The sequence below is a fragment of the Gammaproteobacteria bacterium genome (assembly GCA_029882975.1).
Taxonomy (GTDB): Bacteria; Pseudomonadota; Gammaproteobacteria; order SZUA-152; family SZUA-152; genus JAJDNG01.
Genome location: JAOUJW010000006.1, coordinates 59,269 through 77,271 on the forward strand (window position 1 = coordinate 59,269; position 18,003 = coordinate 77,271).

Genomic DNA, 18,003 nt, shown 5'->3' on the forward strand with positions numbered 1-18,003 from the left:
TGCAAAGTAAAAATTAGTAACGTAAAAACATATGCTTACACTCAAAAATTATGGGAATAAGTCCTCAACGGCTGTGGTTTGATGACGCCGCCGTTTTCTGACGCGGACTGGATGCGTCATGCATTGGCTCTGGCGCGCAAAGCGCAACAGCAAGGTGAGGTGCCGGTAGGTGCTGTGATTGTGAAAAACGATCAGCTCATTGCCGAAGGTTGGAATCAACCCATTAGTAGCAACGATCCCACGGCGCATGCGGAAATTATGGCGTTGCGCAATGCGGCAACTGCAATCCATAATTATCGCTTGGTGGATACGGTGATGTACGTCACCCTGGAACCTTGCATTATGTGCGTTGGAGCACTGATACACGCCCGTGTCAGCCGTCTGGTATATGGTACCGGTGATACAAAAGTGGGTGCGGCGGGCAGTGTATTCGATTTTCTGCGCGATTCGCGATTCAATCACCAGGTGGAAGTGCAGGGTGGGGTGCTGCAGCAGGAAAGTGCCACTTTGTTAAGTGACTTTTTTCGGCAGAGGCGCTTGCAAAAAAAAGATCCCGCGCAATAAAAAGCTGATATTCACGCTTTGGCAGCCACCGATCAGAGTGATGGCTTACTCCATACGACAAGTTGTCTGCACAACGTCAATAGCGGGATTTTATAGATGTTTTGCGGTAACCTAAAGTCTGCTTGGCGGAATACGCGGGGCTATTCCGCCCTACCCGCGACAAGAAAGGTTGTGGGGAAGAATAGCAAAAGTGTTTTGAACAGCTATGGCCCGTGGGAAAAAAAAGCTTGCCCACCCTGCAAAAACTTTCGCACGTGTGGGCAATAATTTGAATGCGTGACCGCATGGGAACAAGTAGATGTTGGTAAAATCCATGTTAATTCTGCTGGATTGCTGGCCTCAGCCTCCGTTCTAGCCTAGGATTAGTGTGTCCCTTTTCGGTTTTTAATCAACTGCCTATGTCTGAAACAAGCCAAGATTTTGTACTCATCGGCGCCGGTATCATGTGCGCCACACTGGGGGTGTTTATACGTCGCCTCATGCCGGATGCGCAGATCACCATTTTTGAGCGTCTGGATCGTGTTGCAGCGGAGAGTTCGGATGCCTGGAACAATGCCGGTACCGGCCATTCTGCGTTTTGCGAGTTGAATTATACCCCCTGTGTCGATGGCGGGATTGATATCAGCAAGGCGCTCCAAATTGCCAACGACTTTGAAATATCACGACAGCTCTGGGCCTGGCTGAAACAACAGGGGCATTTGCCGAACGCGAGCGATTTTATCAATGATATTCCGCATATGAGTCTGGTCTGGGGCGAGGAGAACGTCGCCTTTTTACGTGCTCGGCATCAGGCGATGTCGGCACATCCTTTGTTCAGGGACATGCTCTATTCAGAGGATACGGCGCAAATACAGGAATGGACGCCGCTGATCATGGAAGGACGCACTACAGACGAGCCGCTGGCAGCGACGCGCATGGATGCCGGCACTGACGTGAATTTTGGGCAGTTGACGCGCGGCATGATTGCCTGGTTGGAATCGACGCCCGGTACGCATCTTAAACTGGGACATGAGATACAGGACCTGGAGCAGGATGAGGGTAACTGGAAGATTCACGTCAAGGATCTGAGCAACGATGAGAGTTACAGTTATTGTGCCGACCATGTGTTTATCGGGGCCGGAGGTGCGACACTCCAACTGTTGGAAAAATCGGATATTGTCGAAGCACGGGGTTATGGCGGCTTTCCGGTCAGCGGACATTTCCTGCGTTGCACCAATGAGGCAGTCATTAAGCGCCATGCGGCCAAGGTCTATGGAAAGGCCAAGGTCGGATCGCCGCCGATGTCTGTGCCCCATCTGGATACCCGTATGATAAACGGTCAACGCAGTCTTTTTTTTGGTCCCTACGCCGGGTTTACCACGAAGTTTCTTAAAAGCGGATCGTGGTTTGATCTGCCCTTGTCGATAGAGATGCACAATGTCTGGCCGATGCTGGCGGCGGGCTATAAGAATATCGAACTGACCAAGTATCTGATCGAACAGATCATGCAGTCAGACGAGGAGCGCTTTGCAGAACTGCAGGTCTACTACCCCAATGCGGTATTCGCCGACTGGGAGCTGATTACCGCCGGCCAACGTGTACAGATTATCAAGAAAGATGAAGGTGAAGGCGGTGTGCTGAAATTTGGGACCGAGATTGTCTGCTCAGAAGACCGCACCATTGCGGCGTTGCTGGGTGCTTCGCCGGGCGCTTCAACGTCCGTCTCTATCATGCTCAACGTTCTTGAGAGGCTGTTTCCGGGCAAGATGCTGAGTGTCGAATGGAAGACACTAATCCGGGACATGATTCCGACCTATGGTCAATCGCTGATCGGCGATGGCAAGTTGTGCTTGGTGACACGGCGTCGCACAGCCGACATTCTCGATCTGTCGAGTTAAGTCCAATTATATAGCGCCGGCTAACAGATTAGGTGTGTCCGCCACAGAAAAAGATCCTGCGCAAAAAAAAGCCGACATTCAAGTCGGCTTTTCTATTGGAATCGGGTTCCCGGTTATTCATACCAAGCTACATTTCGTACCGGGTTCCAGCTGTTACCGAAGTCGGTACTCATAAATACCTTGCCGGATGCGCCTACCATATACAGCATTTGATTATAGGCATCAGCCAGAAGTCGCGGACTGACCAGGTCGGGAGCGTCCGAGGCCTTGGTCCAGGTTTTGCCGCCGTCTGAGGTGTGCAAGACAATCCGTTTTCCTACTTCACCGGGTTTCGGGTTCAGTGAATAACCCGTTTGTCCGTCAATAAAAACCAAGCTGGATATGTGCATAATCGCACCTTGTTTTTCCCAATCTTTACCCTGGTTGCTGGTTTTGTATACCCGATTCATTTTTCCATCGGTTTCGTAAGCGACAATGGTGCCGTCGTCCAGAATGTTCACTTGTTGGGCGATATCTTTTGCCTCAAAGGGCATATCGCGACTATTCCATCCGCCGCTGCCAAAGTCGTAGGTGTAGACATCATCATCCGCTACCACGATGAGATGTTCAGTGGTCAGTTTCATTTTGGGTAATGACTCATGCAGGCGTTTGCTGTTCACCGAGAAAGATTTCAGCTTATTCCAGTTGGGTGAGTCCAAGGATTCAGTTTTATAAACCGTTGCAACGCCTTCGTTTACTGATGCAACAAATATTTCCTTTTTGTTGTTCTGGGCGCTGTAGAATACCCAGCTGTTGTTATCCGGCGCCGGAACGGGTTTCCAGGTTCTACCTTTGTCGTTGCTCATAATAAGCAAACCGTCTTCACCGCCGGCTACCAACGTACCGTCCTGTAAGGGCAGTACCGTGCTGATTTCCTGGTTATAACCCGTATCCAAACTTTCCCAATCAAATTCTTTTCGCAGGACCTGGCCAAAGCGTGCACCGGAATAAAAATGTCCTTTGGCAGTGAATACAGGGTTGTTGAGCACAGCGCTGTTGGCTTTTGCGTGTCGTGCTACATCGCGTAAGCGCCGATCGCGGTTTTCCGAACTCGCAATATGGACCAAAGGTTGGGCTAGAACTTGCTTGGCTATTTCCGGGAAATGTTTTTCCACCAGTGCCTTAGCTCCATCATCATCGGTGTCCAGTCCCATGGAAAAGGTTTTTCGGGTTAGCAGATTACCCTGTGGTTGATAAATAAGATTTCCCACATTGGTAAATTGTCCCGGCTTGACTTGAAAACTAAGGCCAAGCTTTTTGACTTCCAGGTTGTTGGGATTGGACTTAGAACTGGCGCTCAAGGTAGACAGTACATATTTACCCGCCGGCAGCGAACGGGCAAAAGTCAGGGTGTTGGCGTAGCCTTGCAGGTTCTCGTTGGGCTGCAGCGTAATCAGACGAGCCGGTTTAGAGTCCGCTTTCTTGATGGTCAGAGTATGCCAATAGGGAAAGTCAGGGTCATTTAAGACGCTGTTACTCATGACTTTTATTAACACCAGGCCTTCATCACTGGAAAGGCTGGAGGATTTTGAAAGGCTGCCACCGCCGCAAGCGGAAACCAGGGTGCCGAGGCTAAGAATCAGTAAAGCGTTGAAAATTTTAGTGCGTTGCATAGTTCCTGTCCGGTTTTTCTTAAAAATGGATTCGAACTATTAGCGGACATTGGCACCAACATATTTAATGTTGTAGCCCACTCCTTTGGAGAAAAATCCCCAAAATGTGATCTTGATTCAACAAGGCATTTAAATTCAATCTCTTGGGGCAAATCATACTTTGCTGTGTGTCAGGGAAAGGACCAAATCCTGCATAGCAAGGACGATCTGTTTGATCGGAGAGCTCTGTTGAAAAAATTTCAATTACACCTGGATGCGGTTATTTTTTTAGCACTGATAGTGCTCGCGGCTATCGGCGGTAATGTTATCCAATATTTGCGATATTCCAGCTTGCTACAGACTTATATCGACAAAGAGTGGGAGTTGGCTTCTACCCGAGACGGTTTGAAAATGGCCAACAACAAACTAAAGCAATTGGGTGTAGAACCCATTGAACTGGAGTCCTGGGTTGAGGCCATGGCAGCCGGCACGTCCCCGCCTGGTGTTCAATCCAAGGAATAGGTACCATGTTGCCATCGATGGGCGGTTTATGCCTTGGTTTTACCCGCAGTATTGGAGACAGGATTGAAAACACGGCTTTGGTGCTTACTGGTTCTGTTGCCGCTAATTTGTGGTGTGGTACTGGCGCAGGACAAGGAGGAATCAATCGATCGTGCCGTTCGCAATGAGCCCCTGCCCGGTGAAGCCGCTGTCGACGATAGCGGCGACAGTGATACGGAAGTCAGTGTATCCATAGGGCAAATTTTGGATGTTCCTCATGAACTCATTTCCAACAATGTTGAATGGATCAGTCGTAAGTTGGACATGTTTTTCAGCAACGAAACCATCTATGAAGAATCCAGTGGCAGTTATATTCGGTTTCGGGAGGACGTGTTTCTTAAAAAGGGCGGCGATGTGGTCTTTGATACGAGTGTGCGCACCAAGGTGGAGTTACCGAAAACCCGGAAAAAGCTGCAATTATTGATACGCAATGAGGCTGATGTTGAAGAGGAAGAATTGGGCAGCAGTTCCTTTACTGAGGCGGCCAGTGATGACTATTCCACCTCATTGCGACGCTTGCTGAAAATGACCGATCGCATCAATACGCACATTGATGCTGGGGTAAAATTACGTTCCAGTTTGGATTCTTTTGTGCGTATGCGGGCACGGGTGAAATGGGAGTTGGATCGGGCTGAGCTGAATTTTGTGGAGCTGGTTTCCTGGTTTGATTCTGAAGGGTGGCGTGCTTCCACGCTATTGGAATATCGCAACCAGTTGTTTGAAAAAAGTCTCCTACGCGTGTCCACTCATTTTCTGTCGGGCAATCGCCTGGACGAAACCCGCCTTACCCAAACGCTTGGAATCTATAACGCAGAACATCGCAATATGTTGTATTTCCAAATCAGCGCCGTGTTAACGGATAAGCCCAATGTGCAGGACAGCCAATACGTGACCCAGCTGGTCTACAAGAACAATATCTATAAAAACTGGCTGTATATGACGGTGGGGCCGCAATTAAGTTTTCGTCGCGAAGACCGGTTTCGCACCGAGCCGGGTTTGCTGTTTCAATTGGAAGCGAACTTCGGAAACGCCTACCGGAGTAGACTGGGACGCTGATTAGAATCAGGGGCGAAACCAGCGGGTACGCAGTTTCTTAAAGACTTTGTTAGGATATTTGGCTTTGCCGATACTACCGTTGTAACGGGCCAGGGCACGTCTCAGATCGCCCTTTTCTTTGTCCAAATAGTGTTTCAGAATGGTGCAGCCAAAGCGTAAATTGGTTTTGACGGAAAACAAGTTGTCTCCCTCGCGGCCGATTTCCTTAAGCCAAAAGGGCATGACCTGCATTAAGCCTTGCGCTCCCACCACTGAAATGGCCCAGCGGTTGAACGCGCTTTCCGTGTCAATGACAGCCAAGACCAACTCCGGTGGCAAATCGGCTCGGGTGGCTTCCTGGTGTATATTGCGCAGTAAATTGATACGTTCTCGGTCGTCTTCTATAAAGCGTTGCAAGCGGGTGGACATATCCAGCAGCCAGACTTCCGCATGAAAGCGGTCATTAAAGCTACTGGAATCATTCACGGCGCGCATGAGCGCTTGGCGCAACTCGGGATCGACTCCACCGGTGGTGGTCGCTATTGGTGCATTCAATGGCATCCAAGACAGTGCCAAGATCATCAATATTCGCCAAACTTTGGTTCTTAACATATTGAAATACGAATTTTTTCAAAAGTTAATGGGTAAAACCGGTTGCCCCGGCCGGACTTAAAAGCATACCTCAAATTCCCAGTGCAAATAAAGGGTAAAATGGTTAAATATTGAACATTTTTTCTTTCAGGCTTGTAACAATGCCATCCAGTAGCAGTTCCTGATTTTCCGAATCAGTGCGGGCGCGGTACTCAATGGTTCCTGCATCCAGGCCTCGATCACTCATCACCAGGCGGTGGGGAATACCGATAAGCTCCATATCGGCAAACATGACACCGGGGCGTTCCTTTCGATCGTCCAATAACACTTCAATACCGGCGGCGCAAAGTTGCTGGTACAGTTGTTCTGCCGCTTCCTTGAGCCGGTGGGATTTGTGCATATTCATGGGCAACAGAACCACTTGGAAAGGGGCTATGGCCATTGGCCATATAATGCCTTTATCATCATGGTTTTGTTCTATAGCTGCCGCGACCACGCGAGTGACACCAATACCGTAACAACCCATGGTGGTGACTATGGATTTACCCTGTTCATCCTGAATGCTGCAATTCATGGCTTCGCTGTATTTCTTGCCCAGTTGGAAAATATGGCCTACTTCAATTCCGCGTTTGATCACCAGCCGGCCTTTACCGTCAGGGCTGGGGTCTCCCGCTTGCACATTGCGGATGTCCATTAGTGTTGGCAGTTTCACATCCCGGTTCCAATTGACACCGCGTAAATGCTTACCGTTCTCGTTAGCGCCACAAACAAAGTCGGACATGGCGGCTGTGCTCAAATCGGCAATGATGGGAATGTCCAGACAGATAGGGCCTATAGAGCCGGCATCGCAGTTGACGACGGCACGGATCTGTACATCTGTGGCAAACGTGAGTGGAGAGGCCACGCCAGGGCATTTGGCGGCTTTGATCGCATTGAGTTCATGGTCCCCTCGTAACAATAGGGCCACCAGTTCTGCGTCAATCGTGTCGTCCGCTTGTACCAGCAGAGTTTTCAATATTTGTTGCGGCGGCAATTTTAAGAAGTTACTGACTTCCTCAATACTGTGTTGTTTGGGTGTGTCCACCGCTTCCATGGATTCAGTCGCAGCAGCAACTGCAGCTTCTGTGGACACAGCCTGAGCCAGCTCCACATTGGCAGCGTAATCACCGCTGTCACTGAACGCAATTTGATCTTCGCCGGAGTCCGCCAGCACATGGAACTCGTGGGAGGCATTGCCGCCGATACTGCCTGTATCCGCTAATACGGCGCGAAAATCCAGGCCAATACGGCTGAAAATATTACTGTAAGCCTGATACATGAGATCGTAGGTTTGTTGCAAAGACTCCTGGTCTACATGAAAAGAATAGGCATCCTTCATAATAAACTCACGGGCACGCATCACCCCAAAGCGCGGACGGACCTCGTCACGGAATTTGGTTTGGATCTGGTAGAAATTCGCCGGCAGTTGTTTGTAGCTACGGATTTCTTTGCGGATCAGGTCGGTGATAATTTCCTCATGCGTGGGACCGAAACAAAAGTCCCGTTCGTGGCGATCGCTCAAGCGCAACAATTCGGGGCCGTATTGTTCCCACCGGCTTGACTCCTGCCACAGTTCCGCCGGTTGCACGCAGGGCATGAGGACTTCCTGTGCGCCGGCATTGTCCATTTCTTCGCGGACGATGGTTTCCACCTTGCGCAGGATGCGCAGTCCCATGGGGAGCCAGGTATACAGGCCGGAGGCCAGCTTGCGAATCAGGCCGGCTCTGAGCATGAGCTGATGGCTGATGACCTCAGCGTCCGAAGGAGTCTCTTTTACGGTGGCAATAAGTAGTTTGGATGTGCGCATGGGTTTCCGCTATTGGTGACGGTTAAAAACAGGTAACAGTTAAAAACAGGGCGCCATTATACGGGCCGATGCCGCCGGAAAACAGGCTTTTATTTATCGACCGTGGCGGATGCCACAAACAATATTTCGTCAAAGGTTTTTCTCAGCGTCGGGCTGTTAAAGTTTCTTTGTAGCGATGGATCCTGCCAGCTGACATAGTCGTTGCGGCGCACATTCATCATTTTGGCGGCGACCCAAAACAGTTTGCCTTCATTTTCCACCTGCATATAGGTGTAGCCACTGGCATGCATGGCTTTCACCACTTTGCCGTTAGTGGGAAGGGTCGGGCTGGCGGAAATCAAGGCCTGAGTGGCAGGAGTCTGAGCGGTGGTTTGTGCACTACTTTGTTCCGCTGCATCTTTGCCATCTGAACAGGCATTGAGAAATGGAATGAGTACAACACACGCTGCCAGGTAGCACAATCTTACATTCATCGAGTTCCTCCAAGTTGTGAATTCTGAAATCAATCAGAATTCCTTCTGCATATAATCTTTTCTTAGGAAAAGTCAAATCGCATGGACAAGTCCACTGCATGGATATGTTTGGTTATGGCGCCGACGGAAATGTAGTCTACACCTGTTAGCGCCAAGTCCCTGAGTTGTTGCAACTGTACACCGCCACTGGCTTCTAACTCAACCTTATGTTCCGTCATATTGGTCAAACGGTGGGTGATGGCAACGGCCTGGCGCAGTTGCTCAGGATCCATATTGTCCAATAACAGGCGTTGTGCACCGGCGGCAATCGCCTCGGGGATCTGTTCCAATTGTTCGATTTCCACTTCCAACAGCAAATTTGCGGAAGTTTGTCGGGCTTTTTGCATTGCGGCTGTGATAGAGCCGGCTGCGACAATGTGGTTTTCTTTGATGAGGATGGCGTCATACAGTCCCATACGGTGATTGCATCCGCCGCCGCAAAGCACGGCATATTTTTGCGCACTGCGTAGACCGGGGATAGTTTTGCGTGTATCCAGGATTTTACACGCAGTACCCGCTATTGCCTGGACATACTTGTGGGTGACAGTGGCTGTGGCTGACAGAGTTTGCAAGAAATTCAAAGCGGTGCGTTCCGCACTCAACAGAGCCCTGGCGTTTCCTTGGATATGGCACAAGGTTTGTCCGGCGCTGACGAGATCGCCATCATTAACGTGCCATTGAATCTGCGTTTCCTTGTCGATTAGGAAAAAGCTTTGCTCAAACCAGGCGGTGCCGCAGATCACGGCAGTTTCGCGGCACATAACCTGTGCTGAAGCGGGGTTTTGTTGCGATACCAAGGCGGCGGACACATCGCCTGTGCCAATATCCTCGTTTAACGCAGCACTGACCACCGTTGCAATATTGTCAGGTAACTTATTCATTTTTCGATACGAATTCTCAGGGTGGCGGTGTCCCAAAGAGGCTCCGCCGTTGGAAAAAACCAAGTTTAACAAAAACACCGGCTTCCCGCCCCATAGCTTGGTTCAGATTTCAGGGTTTTGGACCGATATGGTGGCTGAGGGAATTTTTATCTTAAATTCAACAAGTCACAGAGAATTCAGATGTTGGGACGGATTATGGTTGTGAGGCTTAAAGGACTAACCGGTATACGCCGAACTGTGGGGCTGTTCTGCATTGGGCTACTGTACTGCATGGCCACACAGGCGGCACCAGGGGCGCCGGATGCCAATCAGCAGAGTCGAGAGGTCCTGATCGCTGCTCGTCAGGGCAAACTGGAGCAATTGCGCGAATTGCTGGACCAGGGTGCGGATGTGAATGCCAAAACCGCGTCAGGTCGGACCGGTTTGATGGCTGCAGCCGCCGTAGGTAATCAACGTACGGTGGATTTGTTGCTGGCAGCGGGAGCCGATGTGAACGCTAAGGACAATAACGAGTTTACCGCCTTAATGGAGGCTGCCTACAAGGGCAATGTCGATATCGTCAAGGCGCTGTTGGCCCGCGGTGCTGATCCAAAGCTTGCCGCAAAAACCGGCGCCACTGCTTTGTCGGTGGCCAAAGGGCGAGGGAACGAGGCTATTGCTGCATTGCTCGAGGCCTTGGAAACCAGCGAAGATGACAAAAGTAAGGGCAGCAAAGGTAAGAAAGGAAAATCCAAAAAACAAAAAAAATAGGCCGGTTTATGGTATAAACTATCCACTTTTGACTACGGTAATTTATGATAACGTCGGTGTCACTGTGGTTGGCTTTGAGTTTGGTCGCCGGAATATTAGGTGCGGTTGGAACTCGGCACTTATTACGAATCCTGGATGCGAATAAAAGTGCGGATTGGAATCTGCCCTGGTTGAATTGTGTAATTGGCTTAATCTGTTTGTTTTGCAGGTATTATCACCGTTTTCAGGGGCCAAACTTACCTTTGCCGGAAACAGGCGGCGCCATTGTCGCGGCAAACCATGTATCGGGCCTGGATGCCCTCATATTAATTTCCGCCAGTCCCCGTCCCTTGCGCTTTTTAATCGCCAGGGAGCAATACGAACGGTTTGGCTTGACTTGGTTGCTGCGCGCCGCCGGGTGTATTCCGGTGGAACGTTCCGGTCGACCTGAACTGGCATTTCGCCAGGCACTGCGGGTGTTGCAACAAGGCGAAGTGGTAGCACTGTTTCCCCATGGAACCATTCAGTTGGATCACCACCCGCGCAAAAGGCTCAAGGGCGGGGTGGCAAAGCTGGCTCTGTTGAGTAAGTCTCCCGTGTTTCCCGTGCGTTTGGATGGCATCAGGGGGCAGGGGCATACCGTGTTGGCGATCCCGGTGCGGAGCCGGGTAAAAATAAAAACCGGAGCGCCACTGGATTTGGATGACAACAGTCATCAGCAGGTGTTTTTGGAACAACTGGCCCAATTTATTGAAAATAGGGACAATAGTGTTGTCGCTACTTGATGTGGCTTGAAACCCTGCGTCAGTATCCCCATTTTTCGCTTAGCAGCTGATTGGAATCAATCCGACTGACAACCGTCAGTGGTAGTGTGGAACTCGGATGTCTCCGATTGTGCTGATGTTGGTCTTGGCCGCAACCCTGCGGCGGAAATGAAAGAAGGTTAGCACTATGCGAATGGATAAACTCACCAGTAAATTTCAAGGCGTATTGGCGGACGCTCAAAGTCTCGCTGTGGGACGCGATCACCAATACATCGAACCGGTACATGTTCTGATTGCCATGTTGGACCAGGCAGGCAGTACCGTGAGACATTTGCTTAATAATGCCGGTGTCAATATTAACGGCTTACGTTCCCATTTAGACCAAAGTATGGAACAGCTTCCCACGGTGCATGGTGTGGCCGGTGACGTGCACATCTCCAATGATTTAATCAAAATGTTGAACATTACGGATAAACTGGCCCAGCAACGCAAGGATCAGTATATTTCCAGCGAATTGTTTGTGTTGGCGGCCTTGGAAGACAATGGTCGTATCGGTGAATTTTTAAAACAGGCCGGTGCGACCAAAGAAAATATTGAGGCTGCCATTGAAGCTGTACGCGGCGGGCAAAAAGTGGATGATCCCAATGCAGAGGATCAACGTCAGGCCTTGGAAAAATTCACCATCGATCTTACCGAACGTGCCGAGCAGGGTAAACTGGACCCGGTCATCGGCAGGGATGATGAAATACGTCGCACGGTGCAAGTGTTGCAACGACGTACGAAAAACAATCCGGTGCTTATCGGCGAACCGGGTGTGGGCAAGACCGCGATTGCAGAAGGATTGGCTCAGCGTATCGTCAATGGCGAAGTACCGGAAGGTCTGAAAAACAAGCGCTTGTTGTCCTTGGATTTGGGTGCATTGATTGCCGGCGCCAAGTTTCGAGGCGAGTTCGAAGAACGCTTAAAAGCCGTATTGAATGACTTGGCCAAACAGGAAGGGCAGATCATTCTGTTTATTGATGAATTGCACACTATGGTGGGTGCGGGTAAGGCCGAAGGTGCCATGGATGCGGGCAATATGCTTAAACCGGCTCTGGCTCGCGGTGAATTGCATTGTGTGGGTGCAACCACTTTGGATGAGTACCGAGAATACGTCGAAAAGGACGCCGCCCTGGAACGGCGTTTTCAAAAAATACAGGTTGATGAGCCCTCGGTAGAGGATACCATCGCCATCTTGCGTGGTTTGAAAGAAAAGTACGAAGTTCATCACGGTGTTGAAATAACCGACCCGGCCATTGTTGCTGCGGCCACTCTTTCTTATCGGTATATTACCGAACGACAGCTGCCGGATAAAGCGATTGATCTGGTAGATGAAGCAGCCAGTTTGATTCGCATGGAAATCGATTCCAAACCCCAAGAGATGGATAAACTGGATCGGCGCATGATTCAGCTGAAAATTGAACGTGAAGCTTTAAAACAGGAAGAAGATAAAGCTTCACGTAAACGTCTGGCGGATCTGGAAGAGCAGATTCAGAACCTGGAGCGGGAATATGCCGATTTGGATGAAATCTGGCGGGCTGAAAAAGCGGCGCTGCAGGGGACGCAACAGTTAAAAGAGGCTCTGGATGAGGCGCGTATGCAAATGGAAACGGCTCGACGGGCAGGCGACTTGGCGCGCATGTCGGAATTGCAGTACGGGCGTATTCCAGAGTTGCAAAAACAATTGGATATGGCCACGCAGGCTGAAATGCACGAAACCAAATTATTACGCAACAAAGTCAGCGAAGAGGAAATCGCGGACATTGTTTCCAAATGGACAGGTATCCCCGTTTCTAAAATGCTGGAAGGTGAGCGGGAAAAATTATTGCAAATGGAAAGTGTTATCGGTAATCGTGTGATTGGCCAAAGCGAAGCGCTAAAGGTTGTGAGTAATGCTATTCGCCGATCCCGTGCCGGCCTATCCGATCCCAATCGGCCGACCGGATCGTTTCTGTTTTTGGGGCCTACCGGTGTTGGTAAAACCGAATTAACCAAAGCCGTAGCGGAGTTTTTGTTTGATACCGAAGACGCCATAGTACGAGTAGATATGTCCGAGTTTATGGAAAAGCATTCGGTGGCACGTCTAATCGGGGCTCCTCCCGGGTATGTGGGGTATGAAGAAGGCGGTTACTTAACCGAAGCGGTACGGCGTAAACCCTATTCGGTTATATTGCTGGATGAGGTGGAAAAAGCCCATTCGGATGTGTTCAATATTTTGTTGCAGGTGCTCGATGATGGACGCCTGACGGACGGCCATGGTCGAACGGTGAATTTTCGTAATACCGTTATTGTTATGACCTCCAACTTGGGTTCACAGGTGATCCAGGAAATGAGCGGTGAACAAAATTACGAGGCGATGAAAGCGGCGGTGATGGAAATTGTAGGGACACATTTTCGTCCCGAGTTTATTAACCGAATCGACGAAACCGTGGTGTTTCATCCTTTGGATCAGGGTGAAATCCGTGCTATTACTGCCATCCAGGTAGCTAATCTCAGCAAACGCCTCTTGAGTCGAGATATGAAACTGCGACTCAGTGATGCCGCTATGGACTTGATTGGATCGGGCGGTTTTGATCCGGTCTATGGTGCTCGTCCACTGAAACGGGCGATACAAACCCAAGTGGAGAATCCCTTGGCGCAAAAAATCCTCCAGGGCGAGTTTATGCCAGGGGATACGGTTGTGGTGGACGCGCGCAACGACGAGCTCACTTTTACGAAATCCTGATCATGGGGTTCAAGGGCAGGGGTAATTCCTGCTCTTCCCCTATGTTAATAGCTTGCGTATGACTGCGCTATTTTCTCAGTAGTGCGTAGGAAATATCCCCAGGCAATCTGTACGTTTCCAAATTCAGCGGTATTAGCGCTCGTTCTTTCCAGGTATAATAGCCTCTGGGAGTTTCTGCTTCATAGCAAGCGGAAAGCACCTATCTATTTGTAAAGTAGGCATATTTTCATGAAAGCCAATGATATCAGGCAACGCTTAATACTGGGTTTTGGCTCCACCTTACTACTCATATTGGTTTTACAATTGCTCGGTCTAACCGGGATGGATTCCATCCAAGAGAATCTTCGCCAGGGCAATGCATCCCATAATGAGCGTATGGCTTTGATCAGTGCTTTGCGACTCGCGGAAAATGAAAGTGCGGGTCAGTTGTATCGTTTGCTATCCGTAGAAGAATCCTCACACGAGCAGGAGCTGTCTCAGTACAAGCGCCATCGACACCAATTTCAACAATATCGCCATTCACTGGAAAATTCGGGTCTACCGCCGCGACACAATGCACTGGTGGAACAAATCATCAAGCATTCGGAAGAAGTCAGTCGCCTTGAAGAGCAGGTGCTGGAGAAAGTTCTGGCAGGAGATCTGGAGAATGCAAAAAAACAATTGTTTGGCGCCACAGTCAATAGTAGACAGGAAGTGATTTTAGCGTTGGAGCGCTTGGAGAAGGCACAAACCGACCTGAACCAGCTTAACTTGCAACACGTGAACAACACCTATCAGAAAATGCGCGAATTGCTTTTCTGGATTAGTGTGGCGGTTGTTTTGTTGGCCGGGGCCATCGCCGTGTTTGTGGTTAAACGTACAGTAAAATTTGAAGCCAGTTTGTTTCGCGAAAAAGAGCAAGCACATGTGACGTTGGACTCCATTGGCGAGGGGGTTATTAGTACAGACGATAATGGCCTGATTCGGTTTATGAATAAAGCGGCGGAACATATGACCGGTTGGACCTTGGAGCAAGCCTGGGGCAATGCTTTGTTGCAAGTGTTTTGCATCAAACCGGAATCGGATTCGGAATTACCGGCGGAAAACCCGGTTGTCAAAGCCATGGTTGAAGCGCATATCGTTAACAGCAACCAACGTATTCGACTACTAAAAGAGAACGGAGATGAGTACGCCATAGAATACACCGCGGCACCAATGATGGATCCTGACCGCAGTATTACGGGCGCCGTATTAGTATTCCGGGATTTGACAGCGGTTCGCGGTATGGCGGATCGCCTGGCGTTTCAGGCTACGCACGATTCCTTAACACAGTTGATCAACCGACGTGAATTTGAGGCTCGATTGGAACAGGCGCTCAAACTGTGTCGCCAATCGGAGCAACATCATGTGTTGGCGTATATGGATTTGGATTTGTTTAAGGTGGTCAATGATACCTGTGGTCACATGGCTGGTGACGAGTTATTGAAACAAATATCCGGCTTGCTCCACGAAAAGATCCGCAAAACGGATACGCTGGCACGCCTTGGCGGTGATGAATTTGGTATTCTGTTTTTGCGTTGTCCCCTGAAAAAGGCGTTGGAAATTATCGAAGTATTGCGCAAGGCGGTCAAACAATATCGTTTTGTGTGGGGTGACAAATCCTTTGAAATCGGTGCCAGTATCGGTTTGGTTGAAGTGAGTTCCGCCAGTGGTGGGATAGCGGAGATTCTAAGTGCGGCTGATACTGCCTGTTTTGTTGCCAAGGACCTGGGACGCAATCGTTATCACATTTACCAGCCGGGTGATGTAGAGCTGGCCGCGCGCCGTACGGAAATGTTGTGGATGCCCAGAATCCAACAGGCCTTAAAAAGTGGTGATTTTGAGTTGTTTTACCAGAGGATTCAGAAGACATCTCATTCCAACGACGATCCGGATTGTAGAGAAATCCTTTTGCGTATGATTGATGAAAACGGCCATTTTATTCCGCCCCGGACTTTTTTACACGCAGCGGAGCGTTACGATCTCATGCCGGATATCGATCGCTGGGTGGTGGCAAGCGCTTTTTCCAAGATTAGTGCTTTGAAACAAGACCATCAATGTTTGTGGATGATTAATCTATCCGGTCAGACTCTATGTGATGGGCGCTTTTACGATTACGTCATTCAGAAAAAGCTTGAATTTGAGGTAGAACCGACAAGCATTTGTTTTGAGATCACGGAAACTGCCGCGGTAGCCAATCTGAGCAGCGCAAAAGAAATGATGTCCAAATTGAAACAGCAGGGGTTCCGTTTTGCATTAGATGATTTTGGAAGCGGTTTAAGTTCCTTTAACTACCTTAAGAATCTTCCTGTAGAGTTTCTTAAAATTGATGGTAGCTTTGTGCAGGATATGTTGGCCGATCCCATTAGTACCGCTATGGTTGAGTCCATCAATCAAATAGGTCATGTTATGGGTTTAAAAACCATAGCTGAGTTTGTGGAAGATAATGTCACTATGTACAAGCTTAAACGCATGCAAATTGATTATCTGCAAGGCTATGGTTTACATAAACCGGAGCCTTTGAATCAATACACCGTTGCCGTTGTACCATCCAAATCATTGGAGTTGGTATAATTAAATCGTTTTTGGTACTAATTCTGCTCATTCTTTTAGCAAATATGCCTGTTTCATAATGTGATTCTTGCCAGACTAAAAAAGTTTAATTAGCGATCGCTATGTGCTTCATATATCTGAAAAAACCTCGCCTGATAACCAAATCTTGAGTCACACCAGATTGAATTAATCAGCATTGCTAAACATTTCAATCCAAACAAAAAACCAACTATTTTACTAAGGAATAATTCATTGGCTTTATGCATGAATACAAAAATTCATTAGACCCATTCCAATATAATGAAGTCTTTGCTGCTAGGCTTTTAGAAACCGTTGAATGACTCTGGAATAGGTGGAGTTGTTTTCTTGTTTAACTAGCGGAGGACGCACTATGGCAAATCTTGAAGTTGTACAAAACCTGGGGTGGTTGGATCGTATCATCCGCGTGGTTATCGGTGTCGCATTTGTGAGCGTACCCTGTGTATACCTGTTTTCCGGACAAAGCTCACCCTGGTATGCCTATTTAATGTTAATAGCGGTGTATCCGTTGATGACGGGTATTGTCGGCAGGGATTTGCTATATGATGTTTTCAGGATCAAAAGCTGTGGTACTTCCGAGCGCAATCAATGTGGAACTTTTCCATACGAAATAGACGCGGCATTGGGGCGGCATCCTATCCCCGATAGTGAGATCGAGCACAGTTTGGAACGATCTCATCACGCATGAGCGAGTGAGGCCAGGGGTACGGTAATTGAGTTCCCTTGGTGATTGGCCGCGGCCCATGCTGCTGTAGGAGCATGGGCCGCAGGCATTTTGAGTATAAAGTCTTTAATGTTGTTTTTTAAGGTGTGGCTATTTCAAAAGAAACCGGCACCTGAGTGCCGGTGTTTAAGGAGCGTTTAAATGAACGCTTAAAGAACTTATCTTTATTGTTATTTACTTCATTCGCTTAATAGTGACCATGATGGCTGGATTCCGCCAATCATATTTGGAGGCCATTAAATCCCCGTGTCCGTGTATACCGCTGTGTATATGTACAAAACCTTCACCATCTTCCGCTGACAAGGCACTACCACCACAATGTGGGCCGGGTATATTCGCGCAAAGCTCGTCATTCATTTCCGAACCGGCATCGTACGCGGGTAAAGTCATGCGTTTGAACTTGGAAGCTTTCACTCCATTTACCGCTATAAACCCGTCATTGGTAGGTAACAGCATACCTGCCAGGCTGATATGGGAAAATTCATCCATGGCTTTGACATTGACGGTGACACTTTCACCCGGACCCAGAAGCCCTCCGGTGGAAACGGCATCGTAGGACATGCCGGTGGATTCCAGTTTCATCTGTAGGGGTGCGGTATTGCCGCTTTCTGCAATAGCCACCAGTTCCGCTGTGGCCGGTTGTCCGAGTGTGAAAAGTTGACCGGCTTTTTTGTGAGTGGTTACCAGGATTGGCGTGATAGTTTGCCCTGAAGTAATGTTGGTGATAGTGACAGCATACATGGACTCAGAATCTGCCAGAGCGGTAAAGCTGCTAAGTCCGGTTGCCAAACATAAACCAATCATGCTGGTTTTTATGGTTTTTTTCATTTGTGCTCTCCTTGAATGCTTGTTTAGAGATTGGGTTGGTGCAACTACATCAGTCAGGGATATTGAAGATAAAGGCTCACCGCGAC

Annotated in this window: 15 protein-coding genes; 9 read left to right on the forward strand and 6 right to left on the reverse strand. The window is 49.0% G+C overall.

Annotation, left to right across the window (positions count from 1 at the left end; genetic code table 11):
- Positions 1-81: 81 nt before the first annotated feature.
- Positions 82-564 carry a tRNA adenosine(34) deaminase TadA gene (gene tadA, locus OEY58_06250; GenBank protein MDH5325044.1) on the forward strand — a complete coding sequence of 161 codons (483 nt, stop codon included), beginning with the start codon at positions 82-84 and terminating at the stop codon, positions 562-564.
- Between the two features lie 398 nt (positions 565-962).
- Positions 963-2,441, forward strand: a complete 1,479-nt coding sequence (mqo, locus tag OEY58_06255; GenBank protein MDH5325045.1) for a malate dehydrogenase (quinone) — start codon at positions 963-965, stop codon at positions 2,439-2,441.
- A 113-nt stretch (positions 2,442-2,554) separates the two neighbouring features.
- On the opposite strand, the gene OEY58_06260 is transcribed toward mqo, so the two are convergent.
- Positions 2,555-4,093: a glycoside hydrolase gene (locus OEY58_06260; protein ID MDH5325046.1), complete on the reverse strand. Its 1,539-nt coding sequence runs from the start codon at positions 4,091-4,093 to the stop codon at positions 2,555-2,557.
- A 228-nt stretch (positions 4,094-4,321) separates the two neighbouring features.
- On the opposite strand from OEY58_06260, the gene OEY58_06265 reads away from it, so the two are divergent.
- Both OEY58_06265 and OEY58_06270 read left to right on the forward strand, forming a co-directional pair.
- Positions 4,322-4,594: a hypothetical protein gene (locus OEY58_06265; GenBank protein MDH5325047.1), complete on the forward strand. Its 273-nt coding sequence runs from the start codon at positions 4,322-4,324 to the stop codon at positions 4,592-4,594.
- Positions 4,595-4,657: 63 nt separating this feature from the next.
- Complete coding sequence (locus OEY58_06270) at positions 4,658-5,689, forward strand: hypothetical protein (protein MDH5325048.1); 1,032 nt, start codon at positions 4,658-4,660, stop codon at positions 5,687-5,689.
- Positions 5,690-5,695: 6 nt separating this feature from the next.
- Here OEY58_06270 and OEY58_06275 read toward each other — a convergent pair whose 3' ends face one another.
- From OEY58_06275 to nadC, 4 genes are all read right to left on the reverse strand, one after another.
- Positions 5,696-6,250 carry a lytic transglycosylase domain-containing protein gene (locus OEY58_06275; GenBank protein MDH5325049.1) on the reverse strand — a complete coding sequence of 185 codons (555 nt, stop codon included), beginning with the start codon at positions 6,248-6,250 and terminating at the stop codon, positions 5,696-5,698.
- A 133-nt stretch (positions 6,251-6,383) separates the two neighbouring features.
- Complete coding sequence (locus OEY58_06280) at positions 6,384-8,105, reverse strand: proline--tRNA ligase (GenBank protein MDH5325050.1); 1,722 nt, start codon at positions 8,103-8,105, stop codon at positions 6,384-6,386.
- 89 nt (positions 8,106-8,194) lie between these two features.
- Positions 8,195-8,578, reverse strand: coding sequence for an NrfJ-related protein (locus tag OEY58_06285; GenBank protein MDH5325051.1), 384 nt, complete (start codon positions 8,576-8,578; stop codon positions 8,195-8,197).
- Positions 8,579-8,640: 62 nt separating this feature from the next.
- Complete coding sequence (nadC, locus tag OEY58_06290) at positions 8,641-9,498, reverse strand: carboxylating nicotinate-nucleotide diphosphorylase (GenBank protein MDH5325052.1); 858 nt, start codon at positions 9,496-9,498, stop codon at positions 8,641-8,643.
- A gap of 270 nt (positions 9,499-9,768) precedes the next feature.
- On the opposite strand from nadC, the gene OEY58_06295 reads away from it, so the two are divergent.
- From OEY58_06295 to OEY58_06315, 5 genes are all read left to right on the forward strand, one after another.
- On the forward strand, positions 9,769-10,248 hold the full coding sequence (locus tag OEY58_06295) for an ankyrin repeat domain-containing protein (GenBank protein ID MDH5325053.1): 480 nt from the start codon (positions 9,769-9,771) through the stop codon (positions 10,246-10,248).
- Between the two features lie 44 nt (positions 10,249-10,292).
- Complete coding sequence (locus tag OEY58_06300) at positions 10,293-11,012, forward strand: 1-acyl-sn-glycerol-3-phosphate acyltransferase (protein ID MDH5325054.1); 720 nt, start codon at positions 10,293-10,295, stop codon at positions 11,010-11,012.
- 166 nt (positions 11,013-11,178) lie between these two features.
- On the forward strand, positions 11,179-13,755 hold the full coding sequence (gene clpB / locus OEY58_06305; GenBank protein MDH5325055.1) for an ATP-dependent chaperone ClpB: 2,577 nt from the start codon (positions 11,179-11,181) through the stop codon (positions 13,753-13,755).
- Between the two features lie 228 nt (positions 13,756-13,983).
- On the forward strand, positions 13,984-16,347 hold the full coding sequence (locus tag OEY58_06310; GenBank protein ID MDH5325056.1) for an EAL domain-containing protein: 2,364 nt from the start codon (positions 13,984-13,986) through the stop codon (positions 16,345-16,347).
- A 370-nt stretch (positions 16,348-16,717) separates the two neighbouring features.
- On the forward strand, positions 16,718-17,053 hold the full coding sequence (locus tag OEY58_06315; GenBank protein MDH5325057.1) for a DUF2892 domain-containing protein: 336 nt from the start codon (positions 16,718-16,720) through the stop codon (positions 17,051-17,053).
- A gap of 210 nt (positions 17,054-17,263) precedes the next feature.
- Here the strand turns inward: OEY58_06315 and OEY58_06320 are convergent, their stop codons facing one another.
- The gene (locus tag OEY58_06320; protein ID MDH5325058.1) at positions 17,264-17,917 is read right to left on the reverse strand and encodes a spondin domain-containing protein; all 654 of its coding nucleotides are present in this window, start codon (positions 17,915-17,917) and stop codon (positions 17,264-17,266) included.
- Positions 17,918-18,003: the final 86 nt, after the last annotated feature.